Raw genomic sequence first — 23,202 nt, forward strand, 5'->3', positions numbered from 1 at the left:
GGCCCCCGCCTACATCACCGCGAATGAGAAATATCGATGCTGACAGTAGCGGGTCGCATCCAATGCCGCTCCGCTTTCCTTCGGTAGCTGCTCAGTCCGGCATCGCCGCGCTGGTGAACATGCTCAGGCCGCGAGCGCGGTTTGCGAGGTTGCGGCGGCCACGGCGGTGATGGTCAAGTACGAGTCTGCCGCCCACGCGCTCATGAACCTGTTCATGGGGATCGCGATGCCCATGCCTTCTTCTTGCTCGAAGGCGCTGTCATTGACGTAGACGACGTTCTTGTTGGTGTCGATGCCCAGCACGGTGATCAGATGGTCACCCTTGTATGCCGTCTCGGGCGCTGCACGTCCCCAGATGACCTCGGCTTTGACCGACACGGCGACTGCGTCACCTTGAGTCAGCGCCGCCTTGAGGCTCGAAACAGCGAGATCGCTTTGACCCCTGGTGTACTGGGTGATTTTTGCGTTCACCCCGTGGGTCTGCAGCAACTGGACCACATCGGTGGTACTCACGAAGGTGTCTTTCACGCGGTCGTAGACCATCTGGCCGGGTTTTGAGAAGCTCGGCGTTTTGGCCGCTTCGTCGACGATCTGCTCCCAGGTCGGCATCGTGTCGCGGCCGTACAGTTGGCCGATCAACATCGCGGCCGTTGACAGGGCGCAGGTATTGGTAGCGCCCTGGTAGATGAAGTAACCCTCCCTGCTTTTCGGTGTGCCGATGACTCCCGGTGTTTCATCCGCCGGGATATCGGGATTGGTCGGCCGTCGGGCCGGAGCGATGATCGCGGCGAGGTCGTAGCGCAGCGCGGTCAGGTTGTCGCGCAAGTCGTCGATCTGGTGCCGGATCAGGAGCTCGATATTGCGGCGAATGGTGTTGAGATCGCGGACCACGTCCAAGGCCGCCTGTGGCACCCGAGCCGGCGTGGGAAGCCGTTGGGCCGAGGCTTGTTTGATCGACGGGGTGGGCGCCGAGACGAGCTCCTCGGCCGCCGGGGTGGATGTCGGCGCGGTTGCCGCGGCGACGGCGGACGTGCGGTTGCGGGTGTGCAGCTGCACCACGGGGGCCGAGTAGTCGCTGCTCGCGCTGACCTTGTTCGTCGGTTTGGCTTTGGCCGGCGCACCGGTCGAGGGTCGGGCTGAGCGGGCCGATGACGATGCGCTGCTCGATGCCGAGGAATTCGTGGTCGATGCGTGACCGGACTCGTCGGGCGCGGCACTCGCGACCGCGGCACCAGCACCCGCGGCGATCAGCAAGCCTGCGCCGACCGCGAACCCGAAGGTGGTGATTCGTCCCGCGCGATTAATCGATGTCATCGTGGCCCCCGCCCGCATCACCGTGAATGAGAATTATTGAGGCTGCTGAAGTGGCGATCATGCGGCGCTGGCCGCGGTCTCAGAGCGCTCGGTTTGCGCTGGGGCAGGGGCCAACTCGGCGACAGTAGCGCTGAAGTTGGAGGCTCGCCAGTTGTCGATGAAATCGTCGATCGACATCGTCATCTTCTGCCCGCTCTGTGGCAATGTGCCGTCGTTCAGGTAGACCACGTTGTTGGTGACATCGATCCCGAGCAGCACCACCGGGTGCCCCATTGATTGCTGGAGGTTGGGGTAGAAGACCGAGGTGATCGGGCCATTGATTGTCACGATCACCGACTTACCTTGTGCCAGTGCCTTTTCAATGCCGGTAAACGCCTGAAATCCCTGGTTGGAGCCGTAGTTCGTGGTGGTCACCTTGATGCCGTGATTCTCCATCAGCGCAAACGCATCGGCGGGATACACGAAGTCGAAGACGCTCGGGCCCAGATACATCTTGCGGCCAGATTGAACGGTGCTGTTGGTCGCCATCGCCTCGTCCACGATGGAATCTGCAGTCACTGTCTCGCCGGTGAGCCGAGTGATCACCATGGCCGCTGCCATCAGGTACGAGGTCTCTATCCCCTGGGCGGCCCAAAACTGGGAGTTGGCGGGATTGCCGTAGATGAGGGGTTTGTTGCTGAACAGGCGCTGCAGGTCGATGCGCAGGTCCAGCAGGCTGTTATTCAAGCCGATGATCTGGTTTTGGACGAGCGTCTCGATCTTCTCGCGCAGGTCATCGAGGTTGCGCCGCACGGTGCCGAGGCTGTCGGTGATTGTCCGCAGTGCCTGGTCCGGAGTGGGAAGTGCGGGGACACGTTTCGATGCGGCCTGTTTGGCCGACGCTGTGGGGGCCGCGGTGATGTCATCCGTCGCCGAGACGGCGGGCGCGGTCACCGCAGCCGCCGTCGGCTTGGTGTGAAGCTGGACCACCGGCGCGGAGTAGTCGCCGCGGGTGCTGACAGCACGGGCCGGCTTGGCCTTGGCCGTCGTGCCTTTGGCGGGTCGGGCCGAGCGAGCCGATGGCGATGCGCTGCCCGATGCCGAGGAACTGGCGGTCGAAGTGTGTCCGGAGTCGTCAGGCGCGGCGGCCGCTACTGCTGCGCCGGCGCCGGAGGCGATAAGCAAACCCGCGCCGACGGCGAATCCAAATGCCGTGATTCGCCCAGCGCGTTTGATGGATGTCACGTCGGCCCCCGCCCACATCACCGCGAATGAATTTGTCGGCGCTGACAATAGCGACTCACAGCGTGAGTAGTCCAGCTTTCTTTCGGTAGCCACCCGGCGCTGCCACCCGCCGCATGTCGTGTTGTCGACGACGTCGCGGCATCCTCCGGCTACCAGAGATCGCCGACGCGCCAATCACAGATCAAGGGTGATGATCCGCAGAGTTGCTGACGGGTCCCGGCCGTCGGCAGGACGAAGATCCGATCGTCCGGGTGGTAGGTGTCGACCAGCCCGTCGGGGGTGTCGGCTTGAGTGTGCCCGGCCCACGGTTGCCAGCCCCGGGCAGCGTAGAACGGTGCTGCGCTCTCGACCGCGTTGAGAGCACCGAGCTGATGCCGGGCCCGGATGATCGCTTCGGCGTGATCCATTACCAGCCGCCCCAGACCGCGGCCTTGCTGGTCGATGTCAACGGCGACGCTTTCCACGTAGCCGGTGGTGAGGGACGCACTGCCGTAACGCAGGGTGCGAGTCACCACCGATGCGTGCGCGAGTAGGTCAGCGTTCTCGGTGATCAGCACGTGCACCCCGTCAACGCCGTGCAGCCAGTCATGGGCGCGGAAACTGTCTCCAAATGCCGCTCGGACCAACGCCTCAGCGGCAGCCATATCGCGTGCCGTCAACTCGCCGGCCTCGGCGATCACAACGTCCATCATTGAGCCAGAATGCCAGGCCGGCAACACGACTCCCACATCGACGCGCGGCAGCGAGCAGCCCCAATTTATCGAGACTCAGGCCCGCCGGAAACCTCGCACTAGGCGTGGCGGGCGGCTTCCTGTACCAATTGCACGCGGGAGGACACGGCGAGTTTGGTGTAGACGTGCGTGAGATGTGACTGAACGGTGCGTGGCGAGATGAACAGGCGCGTCGCAATGTCTTTGTTCGACAGGCCTTCACTGACGAGTCGAACGACGTCGAGTTCACTGCGTGTCAACGATTCCCAACCACTGGTCGGCCTCCCTCGGGCACCACGGCCACGCTGCGCGTAACCGATCGCCTCTGCGGTTGACAGCCCGGCTCCTTCTGACCACGCAGAATCAAACTCGTTCTCGTTCAGCGCATGCCGCGCGGCCGACAGTCCGACGTCATAGGCGGCCTGAACGTACGGAAAGCGCGCGGCGCCGTGCCGTCGCCGCATACTGTCGGCGGCGCCGAAAAGGCGGACAGCGTGTGCGGGATTGGCGCTGGCGGCCAGAGCTCCCAGGCATTCGAGGGTTTCCGACAACCGAAGATGCCCGCCGGTACGCTCGGCGACGGCGATGGCTTCGTGGAGATCGCTTTCCGCCTGTTGTGGCTCGCCCTGGGCGATGGCGACCCGGGCGCGGGCGTTCAGCGCCAGCACCTGGTAACACCCTGGCACGGCCGCGACGGTGTCATCCGCCCAGCGGCGCGCAGCGACGAGATCACCACCGGCCAGGGCGGCCTCAGCCATCGGCGTCAGGCTCCTGACGAACAGTTCTTTCAACGACGTCCTATGCCGCCAGGCGTCCTCGCACGCTTGCCTGGCCGCTTCGGCGTCGCCGGCGGCCAGCGCGGCGGTCGCCACGGCAACATACGCAGTGTCCTCATGAAAGCCACCGAGGGTTGCCCCGACGTCCAAGGCAGACTGGGCCGCCGCGCGGGCCGCCGCGGCATCGCCGGAGAGTGAAAGCGCTTGCGCCCAGGCCATCAGGCCGAAGACCTCCATCGGCCGGTCATCGCCCGCCCGTGCCTCCTCGACCAGCCGGCGGCCGACCGCGAGGCTTTCGGCCAGCTTGCCCTGCATCGACAGTGCACCGGTCAGGAACGTTCGGCTGTAACGGGACATGAATTTGTCGCCGAGCGCATCGGCGAGATCTCGTCCCTGCTCACCAGCCGCCTGCGAAGCGCGTGGATCGCCGACGACGTTGGTGGCGAAACATTGGTAGCTGTAGACGTGATACAGCGCGGCATGGTCGCCCGTTGCCCGCGCCAGCTGCGCCGCTTCGGTGAAATATTGCGCTGCGAGCTCGGCCTCGTTCAAGGCCAACAGGCCACACGTCAGCAGCGTGTGGACGACGAGGGCTTGATCGTTGAGCTCGCGTGCCGCGGCGAGCGCTTCTTGCGCGCGTTGCAGGGTGGCCGGCACCGAGAACCAGACGGCCAAGAGCTCGGCGTTGGCCACTGCCCGTATCCACACTGCGGGAGCAACACTCTGGTCGCGGAAGCGCTCGTCGCCGAGCACAGCGTCAAACCCGGCCACACCTTCCCGGAACCGGCCCCGTGTCACCCAAAGCCGTTGCAGCGCCGACACCAACCGCAGCGCAGGCTCGAACGCCGCGCTGTCGCAACTCCAGGTGTGCGCCGCGCGAAGGTTGTCCATCTCGAGTTCAGCCCAGGGAATCAGCGGCGTTCCGTCGCCACCTGTCTGTGCTTCCAGTGCAGTGGCAGCGTTGGTGTAGTGGTTTCGGTGGCGGTTGCGTACGGTCTCGGCCTCGCCTGATTCGGCCAGCTTCTCCAGACCGTACTGGCGAACGGTTTCCAATAGCCGATACCGCATCATGCCCTGGACTTCCTCGGCAACCACCAGGGACTTGTCGACAAGAAGTCCGAGTAGGTCGATGAGCTGATAGTGCTCGACGTCTGCGTCAGCGCCGACGGAGTCAGCGGCGTCCAGATCGAATCCGCCCATGAACACCGCCAGGCGCCGGAACAGTACCCGCTCCGGCTCGGTGAGCATGGTGTGCGACCAGTCGATTGACGCGCGCAATGTCTGCTGACGACGAACCGCGGTGCGCGCTCCGCCGGCGAGCAACCGGAAGCTGTGGTGCAGGCCGTCGACGATCTGGGTGAGTGACAGTGTGCGTATTCGCGCCGCGGCCAGCTCGACTGCGAGCGGCATGCCATCGAGCCGGCGGCAGATCTCGGCGATGGTAGACGAATTCTCTTCTGTGAGGCGAAAATCCGGTCTCGTGCGACGGGCGCGGTCGGCAAACAAATCGACAGCCTCGTCGTTGACCGACAGTGAAGGTACCCGCCAGATCAGCTCGCCGGCAATGCCGATCGGCTCGCGGCTGGTCGCCAGCACGGTGACACCGGGCCCGGCGTCGAGAAGCTCGACCACGATCTCCGCGCAGGCGTCCAGGAGGTGCTCGCAATTGTCGAGCACCAGCAGTATCTGGCGGGTTCGGACGAACTTCGACACGGCCTCGATGGTCGAGCGCCCGGGTTGATCGCTCAGACCCAACGTACGTGCCAGTACGACCGGTACGACAAGGGGATTGGTCACTGGAGCAAGGTCGACGAACCAGGCGCCACCGGTGAAGCCGTCTGCCGCCCGATCTGCGACCCGTACCGCCAACCGGGTCTTTCCGACACCGCCGGAGCCGGTCAGGGTGACCAACCTGTTCTCGTTCAGGATCTGCTCGACTTCGCCGATCTGGGAATCGCGACCCACGAAACTTGTCAACTGGGCCGGAAGATGGCGTCCGGCAAGCTCGTTGGTGACCCGCAAGGGCGGGAAGTCGCTGCGCAGGTCGGGGTGATTCAGTTGCACGACCCGTTCCGGGCGCGGTAGGTCGCGCAGCGGGTGCACGCCCAAGTCAGACAACCACACGTCCGGGGGCAGCCGGTCAACGACCAGTTGCTCAGTGGCGCCGGACAGAACCGTTTGGCCGCCGTGTGCCAAGTCGCGAAGCCGTGCGGCGCGGTTGATGGTGGGTCCCATGTAGTTACCCGTATCGCGCAGCTGCACTTCCCCGGTGTGCAGCCCGATGCGGACGCGGATCGGCAACAACTCAGCCAACTGCAACTGCAAAGCGCACGCGATGGCGTCGCTGGCGCGGGCGAACGCGACGACGAAGCTGTCGCCCTCGCCCTGCTCGATGGGGCGCACACCACCGTGCGCGGCCACCACATCGTTGACGGTGAGATTGAGCCGTTCCAGTGCGTCCGACATGGAATCCGATTGGGTTTCCCAAAGCCGGGTCGAGCCTTCGACATCGGCAAGGAGCAGCGTCACGGTTCCGGTTGGAAGTTCCCCCACGCTCTGCTCGCTCCACGTCAGCAGCGTTTCCGCCGGCAGATCAATTGCGCTCATGGTAGCCAGCATCCCGGCGTACCGACTGGCAAAACATCAGCACAAATGCGTAGAACACCAACCTGAACCCGCGGATCTACGACCCCTCAACGCCGTTTTCTGCGCATGCTGGCCGATGGTCTGGGCCGGCCCCGCCCCGATAGTCGAGCGATACCGACCAAAAGGGAGGCCACCATGACCATCCAGCCCGTCCGCTCGTGCATCAATGTCTTCGACGCGGGCCTGCCCAGCCTGGCCTATGACCATCTGCGCGATCCTGATGAAGCGCACCGCGCCATTGCCGAGGCCCGCCGGCAGGCACACATCGCGTTGGGTCCGCACGGGCCGGAAGTCCTGAGCTACGAGCTGGTACGGACCGTGTTACGCGACCCGCGCTTCGTCACCGCCACGGGGCTCGGACTCGACGTTCAGGGCATTACCTCTGGCCCGCTGTGGGATAGGGCCACGCAGAACATCCTGGGTTTGGACGGCGCCGAGCATCATCGGCTCCGCCGACTGGTCTCCAAGGCTTTCGCACCGCGCAGTGCCGAACGACTGCGTGACGCGATCACCGACGCCATCACTGACCTGATCGAGCCGCTCACCCAGGTCGGTCATTGCGACGTTGTGCCCGATATCGCTCGCCGATACCCGACACCGATCATCTGCGCGCTGCTGGGTGCCCCGCGGCGGGACTGGGAGTTGTTCTCTGACTGGACTGACGAGATCAAGAAGCTCTTCGACTGGAACCTCGCAAACGACGGACCGGCCGTCCTGGCCGCCTGGCAGGAGCTCGATGCCTACCTGGAGGGCATGCTTGCCGAGCGCCGGCACAATCTGACCGACGATCTGATCTCGGATCTCATCCGCGCCGAGGATGACGGTGACTGCCTGACGCATAGTGAGCTGCTGATGCTTGCTGCCGCGCTGCTGGTCGCCGGCACCGATACCACTCGCAACCAACTCGCGGCCGCGGTGCACGCCCTCGGTGACCACCCCGACCAGTGGGAGTTACTGGCCGAGCATCCTGAACTTGCGCTGAACGCGGTGCATGAGGTGATGCGTTACTACCCAGTCGTCCTGGCCACCATCCGAAGAGCCGCCGAAACGGTTGAACTCGACGGGATCACGATCCCGGCCGGCACGCTGGTGGTCGCCAATTCCGCTGCGGCAAACCGAGATCCGGACATGTACGACAATCCGCACCGACTCGACATCGCCCGCGGTGATGCGCCGGCGACGCTGACCTTCGGTGGCGGCGTGCACTACTGCCTGGGTGCGCATCTCGCGCGCATCGAGCTGGCCGAGGCGCTGCGGGTGATCACCCGGCGGATGCCCAACCCCGTTCTTGGTGGGCCAGTGCGGTGGAACCCCATGTCTGGTATCACCGGGCCCGCGGAACTGCGCATGGAATTCACGCCGGGGCACTGATCAGCGCCGCTTACAGTGCGATTTTCTGTCTGCTCGCGGTCGGCAGTTGAGCGACTTTGATTGCCGCAGGACGGGATCGATGCGCCTGTCGACGGTCGTGACGCTGAATCCTGCGGCCGAGGATGCGCAGGTCGCGGTCGGTCAACGAGCGATTCCGGTGGACCAGCTGATCGAGCTGTTGCCAGCTCAGCCCGTCGAGGTCGCCGTCGGCGTCGTGGGTGGCGACGACGATGCACCCGGGCAGCAGAGGCACTGACTTCGCCGTGAAGTTCGTTGTTGCCAAGAACAATTCAGTGGCGCGCTCATTCACCCGGCTCGGACATCCCGGTCGTGACGGGCTGAACCAGAAGTCGAACTGGCGGTCGGTACTGGTCAGGCAGTGCAGCTGGTGATCTTGGACGAGTCGATCGATATCGGCCTTGGTGTAGGCACGGGTTTCATAAACGGTGCCGCGGGTGCTGAAGTAAAGGACTGTGTTCATGGTGGTAATCCATTCGGCTCTTTCTCCGCTGGTCAGGAAGGTGTCGAACCATCGGCACCTGTTACTAAAGTTACCCATGTTGCGGATGGGATAAACCGTGATATCGGTATGGAAACGATGTGTTGTGGCTGACAGTCCTACTGCCGTGCCTCGTCGTCTTCCCATAGCAGCAGTTGGCGCACGGATTCGCGGGTGCCATAGGGCCGCAGCATCGAGCTCGCCGGGCGTGGCCGCACCCGCAGCGGCCACCAGAACCACCGGCCCAGCAGCGCGGCGATCGACGGGGTCATGAACGACCGCACAATCAGGGTGTCGAACAGCAGACCCAGGCCGATCGTCGTGCCGATCTGGCCCAGCACCAGCAGGTCGCTGAAGATGAAGGACGCCATCGTGAAGGCGAAGACCAGGCCTGCGGCGGTGACGACACCACCGGTACTAGCCATCGCACGGATGATGCCGGTATTGAGGCCGGCGCCGATCTCTTCCTTGAACCGCGATATCAGTAGCAGGTTGTAGTCCGACCCCACCGCAAGCAGCAGGATCACGGCCAACGCCAACACGACCCAGTACAGCGGCATGCCGAATAGGTACTGCCACACCAATACTGAGAGCCCGAATGAGGCGCCCAGGGACAGCGCCACCGTGCCGACGATGACCACCGCGGCGACAATGCTACGGGTGATGAACATCATGATCAGCAGAATCAGGCTGAGCGCGGCGATCCCGGCGATCACCAGGTCGTACTTGGCCATGTCCGAAATGTCTTTATAGGTTGACGCCGTGCCACCGATATAGATGCTCGATCCGGCCAGCGGGGTTCCCTTGATCGCCTCCTGCGCCGAGTGCCGGATCGCGTCGATATGCGAAAGGCCTTCGGGTGTCGCCGGATCCACGTCGTGGGTGATGATCATCCTGGCGGCCTTGCCGTCAGGGGAGAGGAACAGCTTGAGCCCTCGCTGGAACTCGGAGTTACTGAAGGCCTCCGGCGGGACGTAGAACGAGTCGTCGGTCTTGGCGGCGTCAAATGCCTGACCGAGAGCCGTCGCGTTCTGCAGTGCGGCCGCCGACTGGTCGTAGAGGCCGGACTGGGTGGCGTAGTTCGTCATCGTCAGGTCGCGGTTGGCTTGTTGGGTGTCGATGTTCTGCGGAATCAGAGACAACAGCTTCGGCTGCAGCGCATCCAGCTTGTCCAAACTCGCTGTGACATTGGCTAATTGATCGGTGAGCGCGTCGATCCCGTCCAGCGCGTCGAAGACCGACCGAAAGGCGGCACAAATCGGGATGTCGAAGCAGTGCGGCTCCCAGTAGAAGTAGTTGCGCAACGGTCGGAAGAAGTCGTCGAAGTTGGCGATCTTGTTGCGCAGGTCCTGGGCCACCTCCACGGTCCTGTGGAACGCCTCGACCTGTTCGTGGGTGGCGTCAGAACTCTGCTGCTGCAAGGTGTACTGCTGGCGCAGGATATTGATCGACTTGTCGATCTCGCTCACTTGCTTGATCAGGTCGGAGGCTCGAGCCTGCTGGAACGGCAGGTTGTTGATCTGTCCGAGGCTGCCTGCGCTGATCTGAAATGCCAGCGAGGTGTGGTCCAACGGTGTTCCCAGTGGGCGCGTGATGGACTGGACCATCGCAATACCGGGCGTGTGGAAGACGGCCTTGGCGACTCTCTCCAACAGGATCATGTCGGTGGGATTTCGCAGATCGTGATCGGTCTCGATCATCAGCAGCTCGGGATTGAGCCGGGCCTTGGAGAAATGCCGCTCGGCGGCCGTGTAGCCGACGTTGGAGGGGGCGTCGCCGGGCATGTAGGCGCCGACGTCGTAACTGGTCTTGTAGCCGGGAAGCGCCAGCAGACCGATCAGGGCGATCGCAAGGGAGACAACGAGGATCGGTCCGGGCCAGCGCACGATGGCCGTGCCGATGCGCCGCCAGCCGCGGGTCTTCGCGCGGCGTTTGGGATCCATCAGCCCGAAGTGGCTGCCGATCGTCAGCACGGCGGGAGCCAAGGTCAGTGCGGCGATCAGCGCGATGAAAACCCCGATCGCGGCCGGGATGCCGAGGCTCTGAAAGTAGGGATTCCGGGTGAAATTCAAGCAGTAGACCGCGCCGATGATTGTCAGGCCCGAACCCAGAATGACGTGTGAGGTGCCGCGGTAGGTGTCGTAGAACGCGGTCTGCCGGTCGACTCCCGCCGACCGCTCTTCGTGATAGCGGCCGACGAGGAATATCGCGTAGTCCGTGCCCGCGGCGATCACCAGAAGCGTGAGAATGTTGGTCGAGTACGTCGAGAGTCCGATGAGTCCAGAATTGGCCAGCCACGCCACTATCCCTCGGGCCGCAGACATCTCGATGATGACGGTGATCAGCATCAAGATCATGGTGACCAGCGAGCGGTAGACGATCAGCAACATGATCGCGATCACCCCGATGGTCAACAGGGTCACCTTCGTGGTGTCCTTGTCGCCCGTCTCGAATTGGTCGGCCACCTGTGCGGCCGCGCCGGTGACGTATGCCTTGATGCCGGGCGGCGCCGGTGTGTGGTCGACGATGTTGCGGACGGCGTCGACGGAAGCCAATGACAGCGCTTCGCCTTGGTTGCCGGACAGGAATACCTGAACGTAGGCGGCCTTGCCGTCGGGACTTTGTGCTCCCGCCGCAGTCAGGGGATCTCCCCAGAAGTCCTGGACGTGCTGGACGTGCTTGTGGTCGGCTTCGACGCGCCGGATCAGGTCGTCGTAGTACCGATGTGCATCGGCTCCGAGCGGCTGGTCGCCCTCCAGCACGATCATCGCCGCGCTGTCGGAATCGAACTCACCGAAGACCTTCCCGATGCGCTGGAACGCCTGCAGCGACGGCGCGTCGGGTGAGCTCAGTGCCACGTTGTGGGCTTCACCGACGACTTCGAGCTGTGGAACGAGCGCGTTGGTGAGGGCGGCGACGGCGAGCCAGACCAACAGAATCGGCGCGGCGAGCACCCGGCACGCATGCGCCGCTCTGTGTGTGAACGAGCGATCGGAGACCTGCTGTTCGCTCATCCGGACTTGTCCAGGCAGTAGGTGAAGGCGTTCAACGTGTTGACCGATCTTTCGTCTTTCACTACATCGTCGATCTTGATGCGGCAGCCGAGCGAGTCGCTGTCGCCCTGGGCGGTGACGTTGACGAAGACCGCCGGCTGGGTGGTGGTGGTGTCGTAGGCCCAGGGCAGCGTGACGTTGTCAGCGCGCTGTGGTTGGGCGTTGACGTCGGTGTAGGTGACGGTCGCGACGGTGCCCGGCGGACCGAAAACCTCCATGACCACGTGCTTGGGGTTGAACGCGACGATGTCGTTGCCCGCGCCGCTGGGGGTGGACGTGACGTCTTGGGAGCCGAAGATGCCGTGCAGGCGGTACACCGCGAAGCCGGCCACCGCGACGACGACCACCGCGACCAGCAGCATCCACCCCCGCCGGGCCAGTGCTCCGATCGGAAACCTATGCACCCGTGGGCCTTTCGATAACCGGTGACACGAACACTGGGCAGGGGACCGATCACCCTAGGCGGTACGGTACGGTACTGGACCTATTCGGGCAAGACGTGACTACGTCAGCGGCCTGGTGAGGCTGGGGATCAGGACGTTGTCGACGAACGTGTGCACGGTCTTCTGGTTCGGCGGGCGATTGGGGACGATCGACCGGAAGATCAGATAGCCGGGTAGCAGGTCCCAAAGTTCCGCACTGATGGCGGCCGCATCGATTTCACCCCGGTCGACGGCGTGCTGCAGCACCGATTCGATCAATGCCTTGCGTTGGTCGAGGAATTGGTGCTGCATGGCGTCACGCAACGCGGGGTCGCGAGACACCTCGACCATCACCGCGCGGATGGTGGCCGAGTGTTGGGCGGCGTGTGCGGTGATCGACTCACCGAGAAGCAGCAGATCACCCCGCAGCGTTCCGGTATCGGGGACGACCAAGACCTGGCGGCAGCCCTCGATGAAGGCGGCCAGCACCAGTTCGCCTTTCGAGGGCCAGCGCCGGTACACCGTCGCCTTGCTCGCCTTGGCTGTCGCCGCGACGGCATCCACCGTCAGTCGCTCATACCCGTGCTGTTGCAACAGTTGCAGCGTGGCGGCCAGCAGTTCGGCCTCGCGCGGCGTCCATGGAGACGGCTCCATGGCGCGGTCGGCAACTCGGGTCACAGCGCCCACCATAGAGCTGAATGGGCGGTACGGTCCAGGACAGTACCGACTCGGCATCGCTCAGGAGGACATCGCTGTGGAGTTCCAGGGCAAGATCGCCGAGGACATCCGGGACTCCGTGCCCGACTGGGGACCGTACCGCGCGCCGTCCGCGCCTGAGGATGCGCCGAACGTCCTCTACCTGCTGTGGGACGACACCGGAATTGCGGCGTGGGACTGCTTCGGTGGCCTGGTCGAGATGCCGAACATGCGACGCATTGCCGACCACGGTGTCCGATTGACGCAGTTTCACACCACGGCGCTGTGTTCGCCGACCCGGGCTGCCCTGCTGACCGGCCGCAACGCCACCACGGTCGGGGTCTCATCGGTGGTGAACTTGGCCGAGGGCTTCCCTGGGCAGAACGGACGGATCCCGGCAGAGACCGCGCTGATGTCGGAAGTCCTTGCCGAGCGCGGGTGGTCGACATACGCCGTGGGCAAGTGGCATCTGGCTCCACCAGAGGACTGCCATGCCGCCGGGTCGCGACGGTACTGGCCCCTGAGCCGGGGCTTCGACCGCTATTACGGCTTTCTGGATGGCATGACCGACCAGTGGTACCCGAGCTTGGTCAGCGACAGCCGGCCCATCGACCCGCCGGCGACGCCGGAACAGGGATACCATCTGTCAAAAGACCTCGCCGACAACGCGATCGGATTCTTGCGCGATCATCGGGCAGCCGCCCCAGCCAAACCGTGGTTCCTGTACCTGTGTCCCGGCGCCGGACACTCACCCCATCAGGTCGCAGCCGATTGGGCCGACAAGTACCGGGGCCGGTTCGATATGGGCTACGAGCGCTATCGCGACATCGCCCTGGCCAACCAGAAAGCCCTCGGACTGCTGGCCGAGGACACCGAGCTGTCCCCGATGAATCCCTACGCGGAGCGCACCAGTGCGGATGGGTTGCCATGGCCCGAACACGACACGGTCGTGCCATGGGATTCGCTGTCCGACGACCAGCAGCGGGTCTCCTGCCGGATGGCCGAGGTGTTCGCCGGATTCCTCAGTTATACCGATGCACAGATCGGCCGGGTCCTCGACTATCTGGAAGAGACCGGGCAGCTGGACAACACGATCGTCGTCGCGATGTCCGACAACGGTGCCAGCGGTGAAGGCGGACGGTCGGGGACCCTCGACGAGTTCACTCCGATGCGTGGTGGCATCGAGTCGCCGCCCAGCATCGATAGGTACGACGAATTCGGCGGCCCCGGCACGAAGATGAACTACTCCAACGGCTGGGCGATGGCCTTCAACACGCCCTACAAGTTGTTCAAGCGTTACGCCTCCCATGAAGGTGGGATCGCGGATCCGTGTGTGTTGTCCTGGCCCAGGGGTTTGGCTGCGCGCGGCGAGACGTGTGACCACTATGTGCACGTCAGTGACATCACGCCAACGGTCTACGAACTGCTTGGCATCGACGCTCCCGAGCTCGTCAAGGGCATTGTCCAAGAACCCCTGGATGGAACGAGTTGCGCTGCAGTGCTGCGTAATTCGGATTCAGTCAGCGGCAAACGCACCCAGTTCTATTCCATGATGGGTACTCGCGGCATCTGGCATGACGGCTGGTTCGCCAACACCGTGCACCCTCCGACCGTGGCGTCTGGACTCCCGGGCTGGTCGAGGTTCGACCAGGATCGGTGGGAGTTGTTCCGAATCCAGGACGATCGCAGTCAGATCCACGACCTTGCCGCTGAGCATCCCGACAAGCTCGACGAGCTCAAGGCCTTGTGGCACGACGAGGCGTTGCGTTGCAACGGATATCCACTCAACGACTTGAGCGTGTCGGAGCTTGTTGCGCGCGGGGCGGTCGCTATAGGGGACCCAGTCGAGTACGTCCGGTTCTACTCGGACACACCCGCTGCCCACACCCCGCTGGGCGGACTGATCCGCGGTCGCAGCTTCGCGCTTCGAGCGGCGGTATTGATCGACAGCACCGCCGCGCAGGGCGTGATCTTCTCTCAAGGCAGCCGGTCGGGCGGTCACGCGCTCTACCTGGCCGGTGGCCGAGTGCACTATGTCGGCAATGTCGGCGGTCAGGAGCAGACAGTCGCCTCGAGCGAGCCGATCTCGCTGGGGCGGTGTGTGTTCGGCGTCGAGTTCACCCGGACCGGATCGGGGCCGAGGCCACTTGATGTCGTCGGTGACGTCGTGTTATCGGTGGACGATCGCCAGGTCGCTATCTTCACCGGCATGCGGATGGCAGCACTCGACCCCAAGCAACCCATTTCGGTTGGGCGCAGTGTCGCCTACTCGGTGTCGGCCGCCTACACCTCGCCCAACCCAGTGCGCGGCGGCGCTGTCGACCACGTGACGATCGACTTCTCCGAAGCCGGTAAGCACCACCCCGATGGTGAAGTCGAATTGGGTTACGCGCGGGATTGAGGCCCTTGGCTACCGGGTCGGCCCGCGGGATGCGGTTACCATGAACCTGCTTTCCGCCGAGTCCGACATCCGAGGTTGCCGTGAAATCGTTAAAAACACTGGCGAGCATCGGTGCGGTGCTGATGAGCGTGACGATGGCAGCGCCGGCCGCGGCCGAGCCCGCCCTCTCGACCACACAATGGATCGTCGTCGGCGTTCCAGCCGCTAGTGCCACCACCGGCACGCTGACGGCCTTCCAGCGAGTGGGTCAGGAATGGAAAGTGGTGCTGGGCCCCACCCCGGCGAAGGTCGGTGAGCTTGGCGTCGGTGCTCCCGCAGACGGCGTCTACCGCACCCCGGCTGGAACCTTCGGGTTCGACCAGGCCTTCGGCCGCGAGCCCAATCCGGGCACCAAGATGCCGTACTTCCAGGCGACCAATCAGGACTGGTGGGACGAGGACGGCAAGTCTGCGACGTACAACACCCACGTGCGCAGTATCGCTCAACCGTCTTCGATCGTGGAGAACCTCTACGATTCCGGACCGGTGTACGACTACGCGGTGAATATCGCCTCCAATCCGCAACGCATTCCAGGCAAAGTCGCCGGAATCTTCCTGCACGTGACCGACGGCAACCCCACCTGGGGATGCGTCGCGATCGGCCGCGAGGAGATGAAGTCCGTCCTGACTTGGCTTGACCCCGCGGCGAACCCGCAGATCACCATCGGAGTCGGAGACCCGTCGCTGATACCGGCCCAGTCGTGACGCCGGCGGCGTCACGGCGCGACGTCTTCAGATACGCCGCCGCGGCGTTCGCCGGCACCGCGGTGGGAGTCCTCAGAGCGCCGAAAGCCTCCGCAGACGGGTTGCGGCTCATCGACTTTGCCGTGCGACTGGTCACGCCAGAACAGATCAAAGCCGCAGGCTATGACGGGGCGTTGGTCTACGTCTCCGAGCTGCGTCCAGGCGCCACCTTCGATTTCAAGCCGGTCACCCGGGACTACACCGACGGGCTGACCGCGGCGGGCCTGCATGTCGTCAGCTGCTATCAATACGGCAAGCCGGGCTGGCCCACGCCGTCGGACTTCACTCGCGGCTTCGATGGGGGTGTGGCCGACGCGCAGACCGCGCTGCGACTCCACGGCGCAGCAGGGGGCCCGAGTTCCGCACCGATCTTCTTCAGTGTCGACGAGGACATTCCGGCCGACACGTGGAAAAGCACCGCGATCCAATGGTTTCGCGGTATCAACTCGGTGCTGGGCGTCGAGCGCACCGGTATGTACGGTGGTGCCCGCCAATGCGGCTGGGCCATCGGCGACGGCGTCGTCGGACACTCGACCACGCCAGGATATCGCTGGGCGTGGCAGACCAAGGCCTGGTCGGGTAGTGCGAGGGAGCCCGCCGCCGTGATGTTTCAGCGCGAGGTGGTGACCGCGTCGGACCCGGGGGCGGTCATCGACGATGTCAGTGTCGACGTCGACGACGTGCTGGCGCCAGACTTCGGCCAGTGGGACCTGGCCCGCTGATCAACTGTCCTTGAAGACGAAGTTATTCTCGAGCGGACTGCGCGGCACGGTCAGCTGGTTGCAGGCGAACTCCGGATCGGGGTAGCCGATCGACACGCCGCACAGAATGCGCATGTCCTCGCCGATGCCGAGGTGTTCGCGCAGGACATCGGGATAGCCGGCCACTGACACTTGCACGCAGCTGCCGAGCCCACGTGCGGTAAGCGCGAGCAGGAAGGTCTGCAGGAACATGCCGACGCCAACGGCGTCGACGTGGTCCAGATCGCGGTGCATGCACACGATGCCGACCAGTGGAGCGCGGAAGAACTCCCAGTTACGCAGTACGGCAAGGCGTCTGGCCTCCGCATCGTGGCGTGCGATTCCCATCGTGCCGTAGACGAGGGCGCCAAGCTCGCTGCGCAGATGGGCGAACGACTCGGGCAGTGCGGGCACATTCGGGGCGGCGATATCGGCTTGTTCGAGCAGTGCCTCGGCCAGCCGGTCCCGGGCCGGGCCGGATGCGAAGACCACATGCCACGGCTGGATGTTCGAGTTCGACGGTGCGCGAATCGCCAGCTCGAGTGACTCCACCACCAGTTCCTGGGGTACCGGCTTGTCCCGCAGAAACAACCGGATGGATCGCCGATCGGTGATCGCTTTCTCGAGGTCGTGCATCGGCTCCTGCCTTGGTCAGTCGCGGACGATGAGGACAGTCTTGCCCGCGGCGCGATGGGGTCGTTGGCCGCTCTCGAAGGCGGCGCGGCCGTCTTCCAAGGGAAAAGCGCCGGCGATCGCGATGTGCATCCCGGCGGCATCGACCAGTTCGGTGAGCTGGGTCAGCTGCGAGTGGTTGGGGGTGACGATGAAGAACGTTGCGATGACCTCGAACGCTTCGGCTTTGCCGGGCGGGGGCGGTGCCGAGAGGGTGACCAACCGCCCGCCGGGACGCAGGATTGCGAAGGAGCGTTCGAGCGTCTGGCCGCCGACCGTGTCGATGACGACGTCGTACTCCGCGTCGAGCCGGTCGAATTGCTCGGTCCGGGTGTCGATTACCGTCGTCGCGCCCAGTTCGGTCATCAGGTCGGCGACGTCGCTGCGCACGGTGGTGGTTACGTCCGCGCCCAGCCGGGCGGCGAGCTGGATGGTCAGAGCGCCGACCCCACCGGCGCCGCCGTGGACCAGCACCCGCTCACCGGGTTGGACGGCGGCATGGTCGACCAACGCCTGCCATGCGGTGAGGCCGGCCAGTGGCAGTGCTGCCGACTGTAGGTGCGAGCACGTCGTGGGCCGGGCGGCCAGGCAGTTGGCGGGCACGGCGACGTATTCGGCCGCGGCGCCGTCGCGGTCGAACGGGATCAGACCATAGACCTCGTCGCCGACGGCGATATCGGTGACGTCCGAGGCTGCGACCGCGACGATGCCCGACACCTCGTGCGAGGGGATCGTCGGGGTGCGGTCGAGGCCGTCGCGGGTCCAGGTTTCGTCCCAGGTGAGCTCGTCGAAGGTGATGGCCGCGGCGTGTACCTCAATGAGGACCTCGCCGGGAGCGGGCACCGGGATGGGTGCCCGCTCCACGACCAGGACCTCGGGGCCGCCGCGGCGGTGGGCCCGAAGCGCGGTCATGGCGGTCATGGTCAGAAGCCCTTGCGCGCCAACCAGTCCAGGGCGACGTCGGCGACCTCACGCCACCCGCTATCGATGGTCAGCGAGTGACCTTTACCGTCGAACTCGTGGAACTCGGTGTCCGATCCGCCTTTTTCGTACAGGCTGAACACCTCCTTGGTGACCTTCAGCGGAACGGTGTGGTCTTCGGTTCCCGACGTCAGCAGCAGCGGCCCCCGATCGACGAGGTGGGTATCCACCTTCGCCGGGGAGTCTTTGTGGAAGTTGGCCGTGGCGTCCTCGAACAGCGGGCGGCCCGGGCCGGGGATCGTCCACTTGTCGTGCAGCTCGTCGGACTCCTGCTCGGTCAGGGTGTTGCCGAAGGCGTAGCGGAACTGCTTGTCGTTCAGTGCCACCGTGCGGTGCTTGTTGGACGGGTTGCCGAGAACCGGGAACGCCGAACGCAGCTGGGCCCACGGCAACGCCTTCACGCCCTTGATGGGAGCGGGGTCGATCGCGACGGCGGCCGCGACGTGGCCGGCGACGAGCAGCTCCTGGGCGATCAGTCCACCGAAGGAGTGCCCGACGACGACTGGCTTGATCTCGTGTTTGCCGCCGGCGTTGATGATCTCGGCATAGTGGTCGACGATCTCTGCGATGCCGATGTCGTTGAGCGCGTCGGCATTGTCGCGAGTGGCGGCGACGGTATCGGAATCTCCCGGCCAGCCCGGCGCCGAGACCGCGTAGCCGCGTTCGCTGAACAGATCCAGCCACGGTTGCCAGGCGCTCGAGTGGATCCACAGGCCGTGGATGAAGACAACGGGATTGGGCTTGGTGCTCATGGCGATCAGTTCCTTTCAGGGTTTACGGGCACAGGCACGATCTACAGGGTGGTGACGTAGCCGCCGTCGATGCGGATGTCGGAGCCGGTGATGTTGGCGGAATGCTCACCCGCCAGGAAGAGGGCGAGGTCGGCGACTTCTTGGGCGGTGGTGAATCGGCCGGTCGCCGAGCCCGCGACCACGGAGTCGACCACCTGGTCGGCGGTGGCTCCGCTGGCGGCCGCGAACTGCGCGGCGATCCCGTCCTCGGCCAGCCACAACGGGGTGGCCACCGGGCCGGGACTGATCGTATTGACGCGGATCCCGTTGCGGCCGAATTCCTTCGACACGCTTTTGGCAAAGTTGGCTAGCGCCGCTTTGGTGGCGCTGTAGTCCACGATGTTCCATTCCGGCAGCGTCGCATTGACCGAGCCGATGAACACGATCGAGCCGCCGCCGCGGGCGAGCAGGTGCGGAATGGCTTCCCGGGTGGTCCGCACGGCGGACAGGAAGTTCAGCGCGACCGACGCCAGCCAGTCGTCGTCGGTGACCGACAGCAGGCCGTCGAAGCGCGGCGTGACAGATCCTGCGTTGTTGACCAGGATGTCGATGCCACCGCGTTCTGCGGCGGCGGCGATCAACGCCTTCGGTCCCTCGGCGGTCGAGAGATCAGCGGCGATGAAGGTGACTGAGCCGGCCGCTTCTAGGGCTTGTAGCTCATCGGTGTTGTGCCGTGCACCCGCGATCACGTGAGCGCCCGTGGCGGCCAGTGCCTGGCTGATCGCCAGACCGATACCCTTGCTTGCGCCGGTGACGACGGCGATTTTGTCGGTGAGGTTGGTATCCACAGCGTGTACTTTGCCCCACCACGCTGCTCGTCAGCGCTGCAATGTGAATACCACGTCGTGGCGGCCGGGATGGGCCTGCCCGTAGTGGGTATTGCGGTCCAAGAATCTTGTTGCGCGTAACCGCGGCGGCCTTCGCGAATCGCGTTGTCTCTTCGAGAAATTCGAGGGGCTGGCTCAGACGGTATGGCTCGGTGGCTCGGGCGGGGCTGTCGCGATCGCGTTGACGGCGAACGCGGCGGCCTGATCGGCCATGCCGTTGCTCTTGTAGGCGCTGTGCGCGGATCGGTCCAGGCCGCCAGGGGAGCACACCGGGTCTCCGGGAGCGCACAATTCGAGGGTCTTGGGCTCGTACAGCGCTCCGATCGCGATCGGCGGGGCACCGTGATCGGCGAGGCCGACAACCCAGTCAGCCGGTGTCCCGAACAGCACGACGGCCGCGACGTGTGTCGCGATCGCGGGCGGCATCGGTCCACTGATACCAGCAGGAAGGACGAAGCCGGCCGGAACGGTCTCGGTGGTGGTGTAGCCGGCGACCGCGGCGCCCTGCGAATAGCCGCCGAGCACGATCTTGGTGTCGGGGCAGCTCGACGTCAGCGACTCGATCTCATTGCTCGCATCGGCGACACCCGCGCCCGCTTGCGCAAAGTCCAGTGAGGCCGGGTAGTTGACCGGATAGACACCGATGGTGTCTTTGCCCTTCAGCCGGGCGGTCAGCGCGTCGACGAAGGCCTGGCCGGTGGCGCCGACTCCGGGTGCCTCGAAGGTTCCGCGGGCGAAGACGACCTCGACATCTGGGCATGAGTTATCCGCGGCGGCAACGGCCGTGGCTTGCGGGCCCATGAGGGCCGCGACCGAAATTCCTGCGGCGGCCAGACTGCTGAGCTTCATGATCGTTCCTCCCGAGGCGGTGTCCTGCACTGTTGCCCCAAGAGTCCCGCGGCCGCGGTGGCCGGCACATCGCCGCTGGCCGCCAATCGGTGTACCGGCTAGCGGTAAGAGATCAGATGAACTGCTGTCCGCCGTCGATGTCGTAAGTGGCGCCGGTGAGCGCGCCGTTGACCATCAGGTGCACCGCCAGCGCGGCGACATCCTGCGGGCCGACCACGCGGCCGATGGGAAGCGTGTTGCGCAACTCGTCGCGGCGGTGGTCGAGCTGGTCGCCGAGCAGCGCGGCCGATAGCGGGGTGTCGACGAAACCTGCCGCGATGAGGTTGACGCGGATCGGCGCGAGTTCGAGCGCCAGAGCCGCGGTGAACGGCGGCAGGGTCGCCGTGGCGGCCGAGACGATGCCCAGCCGGTGGTCGATCCGGCGGCCGCCGGTTCCGCCCATCAGCACCAATGAACCATCTGGTCGCATCTTGGTTCTCGCGCTGCGCGCCACCTCAAGGTCGAGGACGACGTGGGAGCTGAGCGCGTCGCGGATATCGTCGGCAGTCATCTCGAGCATGGGCCGATAGCTGGGTCCCCCAGCGGTGACCAGCACGTGGTCGACTGGACCGGGCAGATCGTCGAAAAACTCTCCTAGGGCGCGGAAGTCGTTCGCGTCGAATGCCGCGGTGCGTTGGGCACCGACGTCGTTCGCCGCGGCCCGCAAGCGCTCGGGATTGCGTCCGGTCAGGATGACCTCGGCCCCTTCGGCGCGGGCCCGACGGGCCGTCTCCAATCCGATGCCGGCGCTGCCACCGATCAGGACGACAGTCTGGCCGGCGAGTTCTTCGATCATCGCCTCAGCGTCCGCCGAGCGTGGCGGTTGTCGGTGGATTTTGACGAAATCTCACCGGGAACTCGCACGCTCGGCAGCCTGCCCCGCGTGGGCCGGGGCGGCACCGCACACCCGCCTTAGGTCAGCCAGCGATCGACGAGATCGGCCCAGCGCCGTGAGATGGCCTTGTCCATCTCGTCGCGCCGGCGGCGGGTAGTGACGTCCTCGGGCTCGATCTCGCCGATCGTCATACGCGCGACCTCGTCGACCTGCTCGCGTTCCAGCCCGAAGGTGAGCAGAACGTCGAGATCGGTATCGGTGTCAAGCTCATCGGGCAGCGTCGAGCGAGCGAGCAGAACGGCGGGGTTCTCCTCACCGGCCTCCAGGAGCATGGCGACCAGGCTGGCCTTGGCGATCTTCACGTAGCGGAGTTAGACCGGTCGTCGAACCGACAACTCAATGCCGTTGTCCCGCATCACCTTGCGGCACTGCTCGGGTGTGTAGTCGAAGTTCTCCAGGTCCTTGATATAGGACGCGGGTTCGGCCAGGCCTTCGACGTGTGGGTAGTCCGACCCCATCAGGATGTGGTCGTCACCCATCAGCTTCAGCAGGCTGGCGAGTTCGTCCTCGTAGAATGGGGACACCCAGACGTGGCGCCGGAAGGTCTCGCGAGGGTCTTCCTGATAGATGAACGGGATCTGGCCCCAGGACTTCGTCAGTTTCTCGAACAGGTGGAACACCCACGTCGAACCACTCTCGATACAGGCCATCCGCAGGTTGGGGAAGCGCAGGAACAGACCGTTGTGAAGATGATTGGCGAAGGTGTCCTGGATCGCGTCTCCGCTGAACAAGCTCCGGAAGCCCAGTAGCGCGTTGAACGACATCATGTAGTCCGACTCGCCCCAGGCCGGCATGAACTTCGAGTAGTACGTCTCACCCGAGTGGTAGCACACCGTGATGCCGGAATCATTGGCAAGCTGCCAGAACTCGTCGAACAGCGGATCGCCTGGTGGCCGCATGCCGACCTCGGTGGTGATCGGCCCGGGGATCATCACGATGAAGCGGGCGTCGTGCTCCAGCGCCCACTCGAGTTCACGCACCGCGTTGTCGGGACGGCACATCGTGATGTAGGGGGCGGTGTAAATCCGCTCCTGGTAGGCGAATCCCCAGTCGTCGTCCAGCCAGCGGTTGAACGCCTTGAATGTCTCCACGGTCGCGTCGAAGTCGGGTAGCAGCGCCTGCTCCATCCCGACCCCCAGGGTCGGCAGCATGATGCAGCCGGCCATGCCCTGCTCGTCCATGGCCGCCAGGCGTGCGTCGCGGTCCCGGTATTCGGGCCGGATCGGCTCCAGCTCACCGAAGAGCGAATTCAGGTCAGCGCCATGGGGATTGCGGCCACGAAAGTACTCATCGAGAGCGCCGGGCTTGCCCACCGGGTCGAAGGTCGGGTTCGGGATGAAGCGATTCACCCTGCCGCCGACCAGCAACCGCTGCCGGCCGTCGAGTTGGGCCCATTGGACGCCGCGCTTCTTGAACTTCGGTTCCATGTAGCGGGTGAAGGCGTCCTCGGCCTCGTAGTAGTGGTTGTCACAGTCGAAGAACTTGAACGGGAGTGCAGTGGTCATTGCGCGGCG

20 protein-coding genes are annotated in these 23,202 nt (G+C 64.9%); 4 read left to right on the forward strand and 16 right to left on the reverse strand.

Annotation, left to right across the window (positions count from 1 at the left end; translation table 11 throughout):
- Positions 1–123: 123 nt before the first annotated feature.
- The 4 genes from G6N38_RS11445 to G6N38_RS11460 form a co-directional block, all read right to left on the reverse strand.
- Positions 124–1,314 carry a C39 family peptidase gene (locus G6N38_RS11445; protein ID WP_163747629.1) on the reverse strand — a complete coding sequence of 397 codons (1,191 nt, stop codon included), beginning with the start codon at positions 1,312–1,314 and terminating at the stop codon, positions 124–126.
- Between the two features lie 57 nt (positions 1,315–1,371).
- A complete protein-coding gene (locus G6N38_RS11450; protein WP_246227879.1) occupies positions 1,372–2,247 on the reverse strand; it encodes a C39 family peptidase in 876 nt (291 codons plus the stop codon).
- A 440-nt stretch (positions 2,248–2,687) separates the two neighbouring features.
- Positions 2,688–3,230, reverse strand: coding sequence for a GNAT family N-acetyltransferase (locus tag G6N38_RS11455; protein WP_163747630.1), 543 nt, complete (start codon positions 3,228–3,230; stop codon positions 2,688–2,690).
- Positions 3,231–3,328: 98 nt separating this feature from the next.
- Positions 3,329–6,643 (reverse strand): LuxR family transcriptional regulator, encoded by a 3,315-nt coding sequence (locus tag G6N38_RS11460; protein WP_163747631.1) that lies wholly within the window; start codon positions 6,641–6,643, stop codon positions 3,329–3,331.
- A gap of 162 nt (positions 6,644–6,805) precedes the next feature.
- Here G6N38_RS11460 and G6N38_RS11465 point away from each other — a divergent pair, with 162 nt between their 5' ends.
- The gene (locus G6N38_RS11465) at positions 6,806–8,041 is read left to right on the forward strand and encodes a cytochrome P450 (RefSeq protein WP_163747632.1); all 1,236 of its coding nucleotides are present in this window, start codon (positions 6,806–6,808) and stop codon (positions 8,039–8,041) included.
- A gap of 10 nt (positions 8,042–8,051) precedes the next feature.
- On the opposite strand, the gene G6N38_RS11470 is transcribed toward G6N38_RS11465, so the two are convergent.
- From G6N38_RS11470 to G6N38_RS11485, 4 genes are all read right to left on the reverse strand, one after another.
- Entirely contained in the window at positions 8,052–8,522 is a 471-nt protein-coding gene (locus G6N38_RS11470) for a hypothetical protein (RefSeq protein ID WP_163747633.1), read from the reverse strand.
- Positions 8,523–8,659: 137 nt separating this feature from the next.
- Positions 8,660–11,554, reverse strand: a complete 2,895-nt coding sequence (locus G6N38_RS11475; RefSeq protein WP_163747634.1) for an MMPL/RND family transporter — start codon at positions 11,552–11,554, stop codon at positions 8,660–8,662.
- Positions 11,551–11,955 (reverse strand): MmpS family transport accessory protein, encoded by a 405-nt coding sequence (locus G6N38_RS11480; RefSeq protein ID WP_163751946.1) that lies wholly within the window; start codon positions 11,953–11,955, stop codon positions 11,551–11,553. The genes G6N38_RS11475 and G6N38_RS11480 overlap by 4 nt, the downstream gene beginning before the upstream one ends.
- 141 nt (positions 11,956–12,096) lie before the next feature.
- Positions 12,097–12,705 (reverse strand): TetR-like C-terminal domain-containing protein, encoded by a 609-nt coding sequence (locus tag G6N38_RS11485; protein WP_163747635.1) that lies wholly within the window; start codon positions 12,703–12,705, stop codon positions 12,097–12,099.
- On the opposite strand from G6N38_RS11485, the gene G6N38_RS11490 reads away from it, so the two are divergent.
- The 3 genes from G6N38_RS11490 (at position 12,668) to G6N38_RS11500 (ending at position 16,616) form a co-directional block, all read left to right on the forward strand.
- Positions 12,668–15,112, forward strand: coding sequence for an arylsulfatase (locus G6N38_RS11490; RefSeq protein ID WP_163747636.1), 2,445 nt, complete (start codon positions 12,668–12,670; stop codon positions 15,110–15,112). The genes G6N38_RS11485 and G6N38_RS11490 overlap by 38 nt on opposite strands.
- 80 nt (positions 15,113–15,192) lie before the next feature.
- Positions 15,193–15,855, forward strand: a complete 663-nt coding sequence (locus tag G6N38_RS11495) for a L,D-transpeptidase family protein (protein ID WP_163747637.1) — start codon at positions 15,193–15,195, stop codon at positions 15,853–15,855.
- Between the two features lie 62 nt (positions 15,856–15,917).
- A complete protein-coding gene (locus G6N38_RS11500; protein ID WP_246227996.1) occupies positions 15,918–16,616 on the forward strand; it encodes a DUF1906 domain-containing protein in 699 nt (232 codons plus the stop codon).
- Here G6N38_RS11500 and G6N38_RS11505 read toward each other — a convergent pair whose 3' ends face one another.
- The 8 genes from G6N38_RS11505 to G6N38_RS11540 form a co-directional block, all read right to left on the reverse strand.
- Entirely contained in the window at positions 16,617–17,270 is a 654-nt protein-coding gene (locus G6N38_RS11505; RefSeq protein ID WP_163747639.1) for a nitroreductase, read from the reverse strand.
- 15 nt (positions 17,271–17,285) lie between these two features.
- Positions 17,286–18,218: an NADP-dependent oxidoreductase gene (locus tag G6N38_RS11510; protein WP_163747640.1), complete on the reverse strand. Its 933-nt coding sequence runs from the start codon at positions 18,216–18,218 to the stop codon at positions 17,286–17,288.
- A gap of 11 nt (positions 18,219–18,229) precedes the next feature.
- On the reverse strand, positions 18,230–19,039 hold the full coding sequence (locus tag G6N38_RS11515) for an alpha/beta hydrolase (protein WP_163747641.1): 810 nt from the start codon (positions 19,037–19,039) through the stop codon (positions 18,230–18,232).
- A 41-nt stretch (positions 19,040–19,080) separates the two neighbouring features.
- Entirely contained in the window at positions 19,081–19,866 is a 786-nt protein-coding gene (locus tag G6N38_RS11520) for an SDR family NAD(P)-dependent oxidoreductase (RefSeq protein WP_163747642.1), read from the reverse strand.
- A 174-nt stretch (positions 19,867–20,040) separates the two neighbouring features.
- The gene (locus G6N38_RS11525) at positions 20,041–20,754 is read right to left on the reverse strand and encodes a cutinase family protein (RefSeq protein ID WP_163747643.1); all 714 of its coding nucleotides are present in this window, start codon (positions 20,752–20,754) and stop codon (positions 20,041–20,043) included.
- A gap of 112 nt (positions 20,755–20,866) precedes the next feature.
- Entirely contained in the window at positions 20,867–21,589 is a 723-nt protein-coding gene (locus G6N38_RS11530; protein WP_163747644.1) for an SDR family oxidoreductase, read from the reverse strand.
- A gap of 116 nt (positions 21,590–21,705) precedes the next feature.
- Positions 21,706–21,990, reverse strand: coding sequence for a hypothetical protein (locus tag G6N38_RS11535; protein WP_163747645.1), 285 nt, complete (start codon positions 21,988–21,990; stop codon positions 21,706–21,708).
- 9 nt (positions 21,991–21,999) lie between these two features.
- The gene (locus tag G6N38_RS11540) at positions 22,000–23,193 is read right to left on the reverse strand and encodes an amidohydrolase family protein (protein ID WP_163747646.1); all 1,194 of its coding nucleotides are present in this window, start codon (positions 23,191–23,193) and stop codon (positions 22,000–22,002) included.
- Positions 23,194–23,202 lie beyond the last annotated feature (9 nt).

The sequence above is a fragment of the Mycolicibacterium helvum genome (genome assembly GCF_010731895.1).
GTDB lineage: Bacteria > Actinomycetota > Actinomycetes > Mycobacteriales > Mycobacteriaceae > Mycobacterium > Mycobacterium helvum.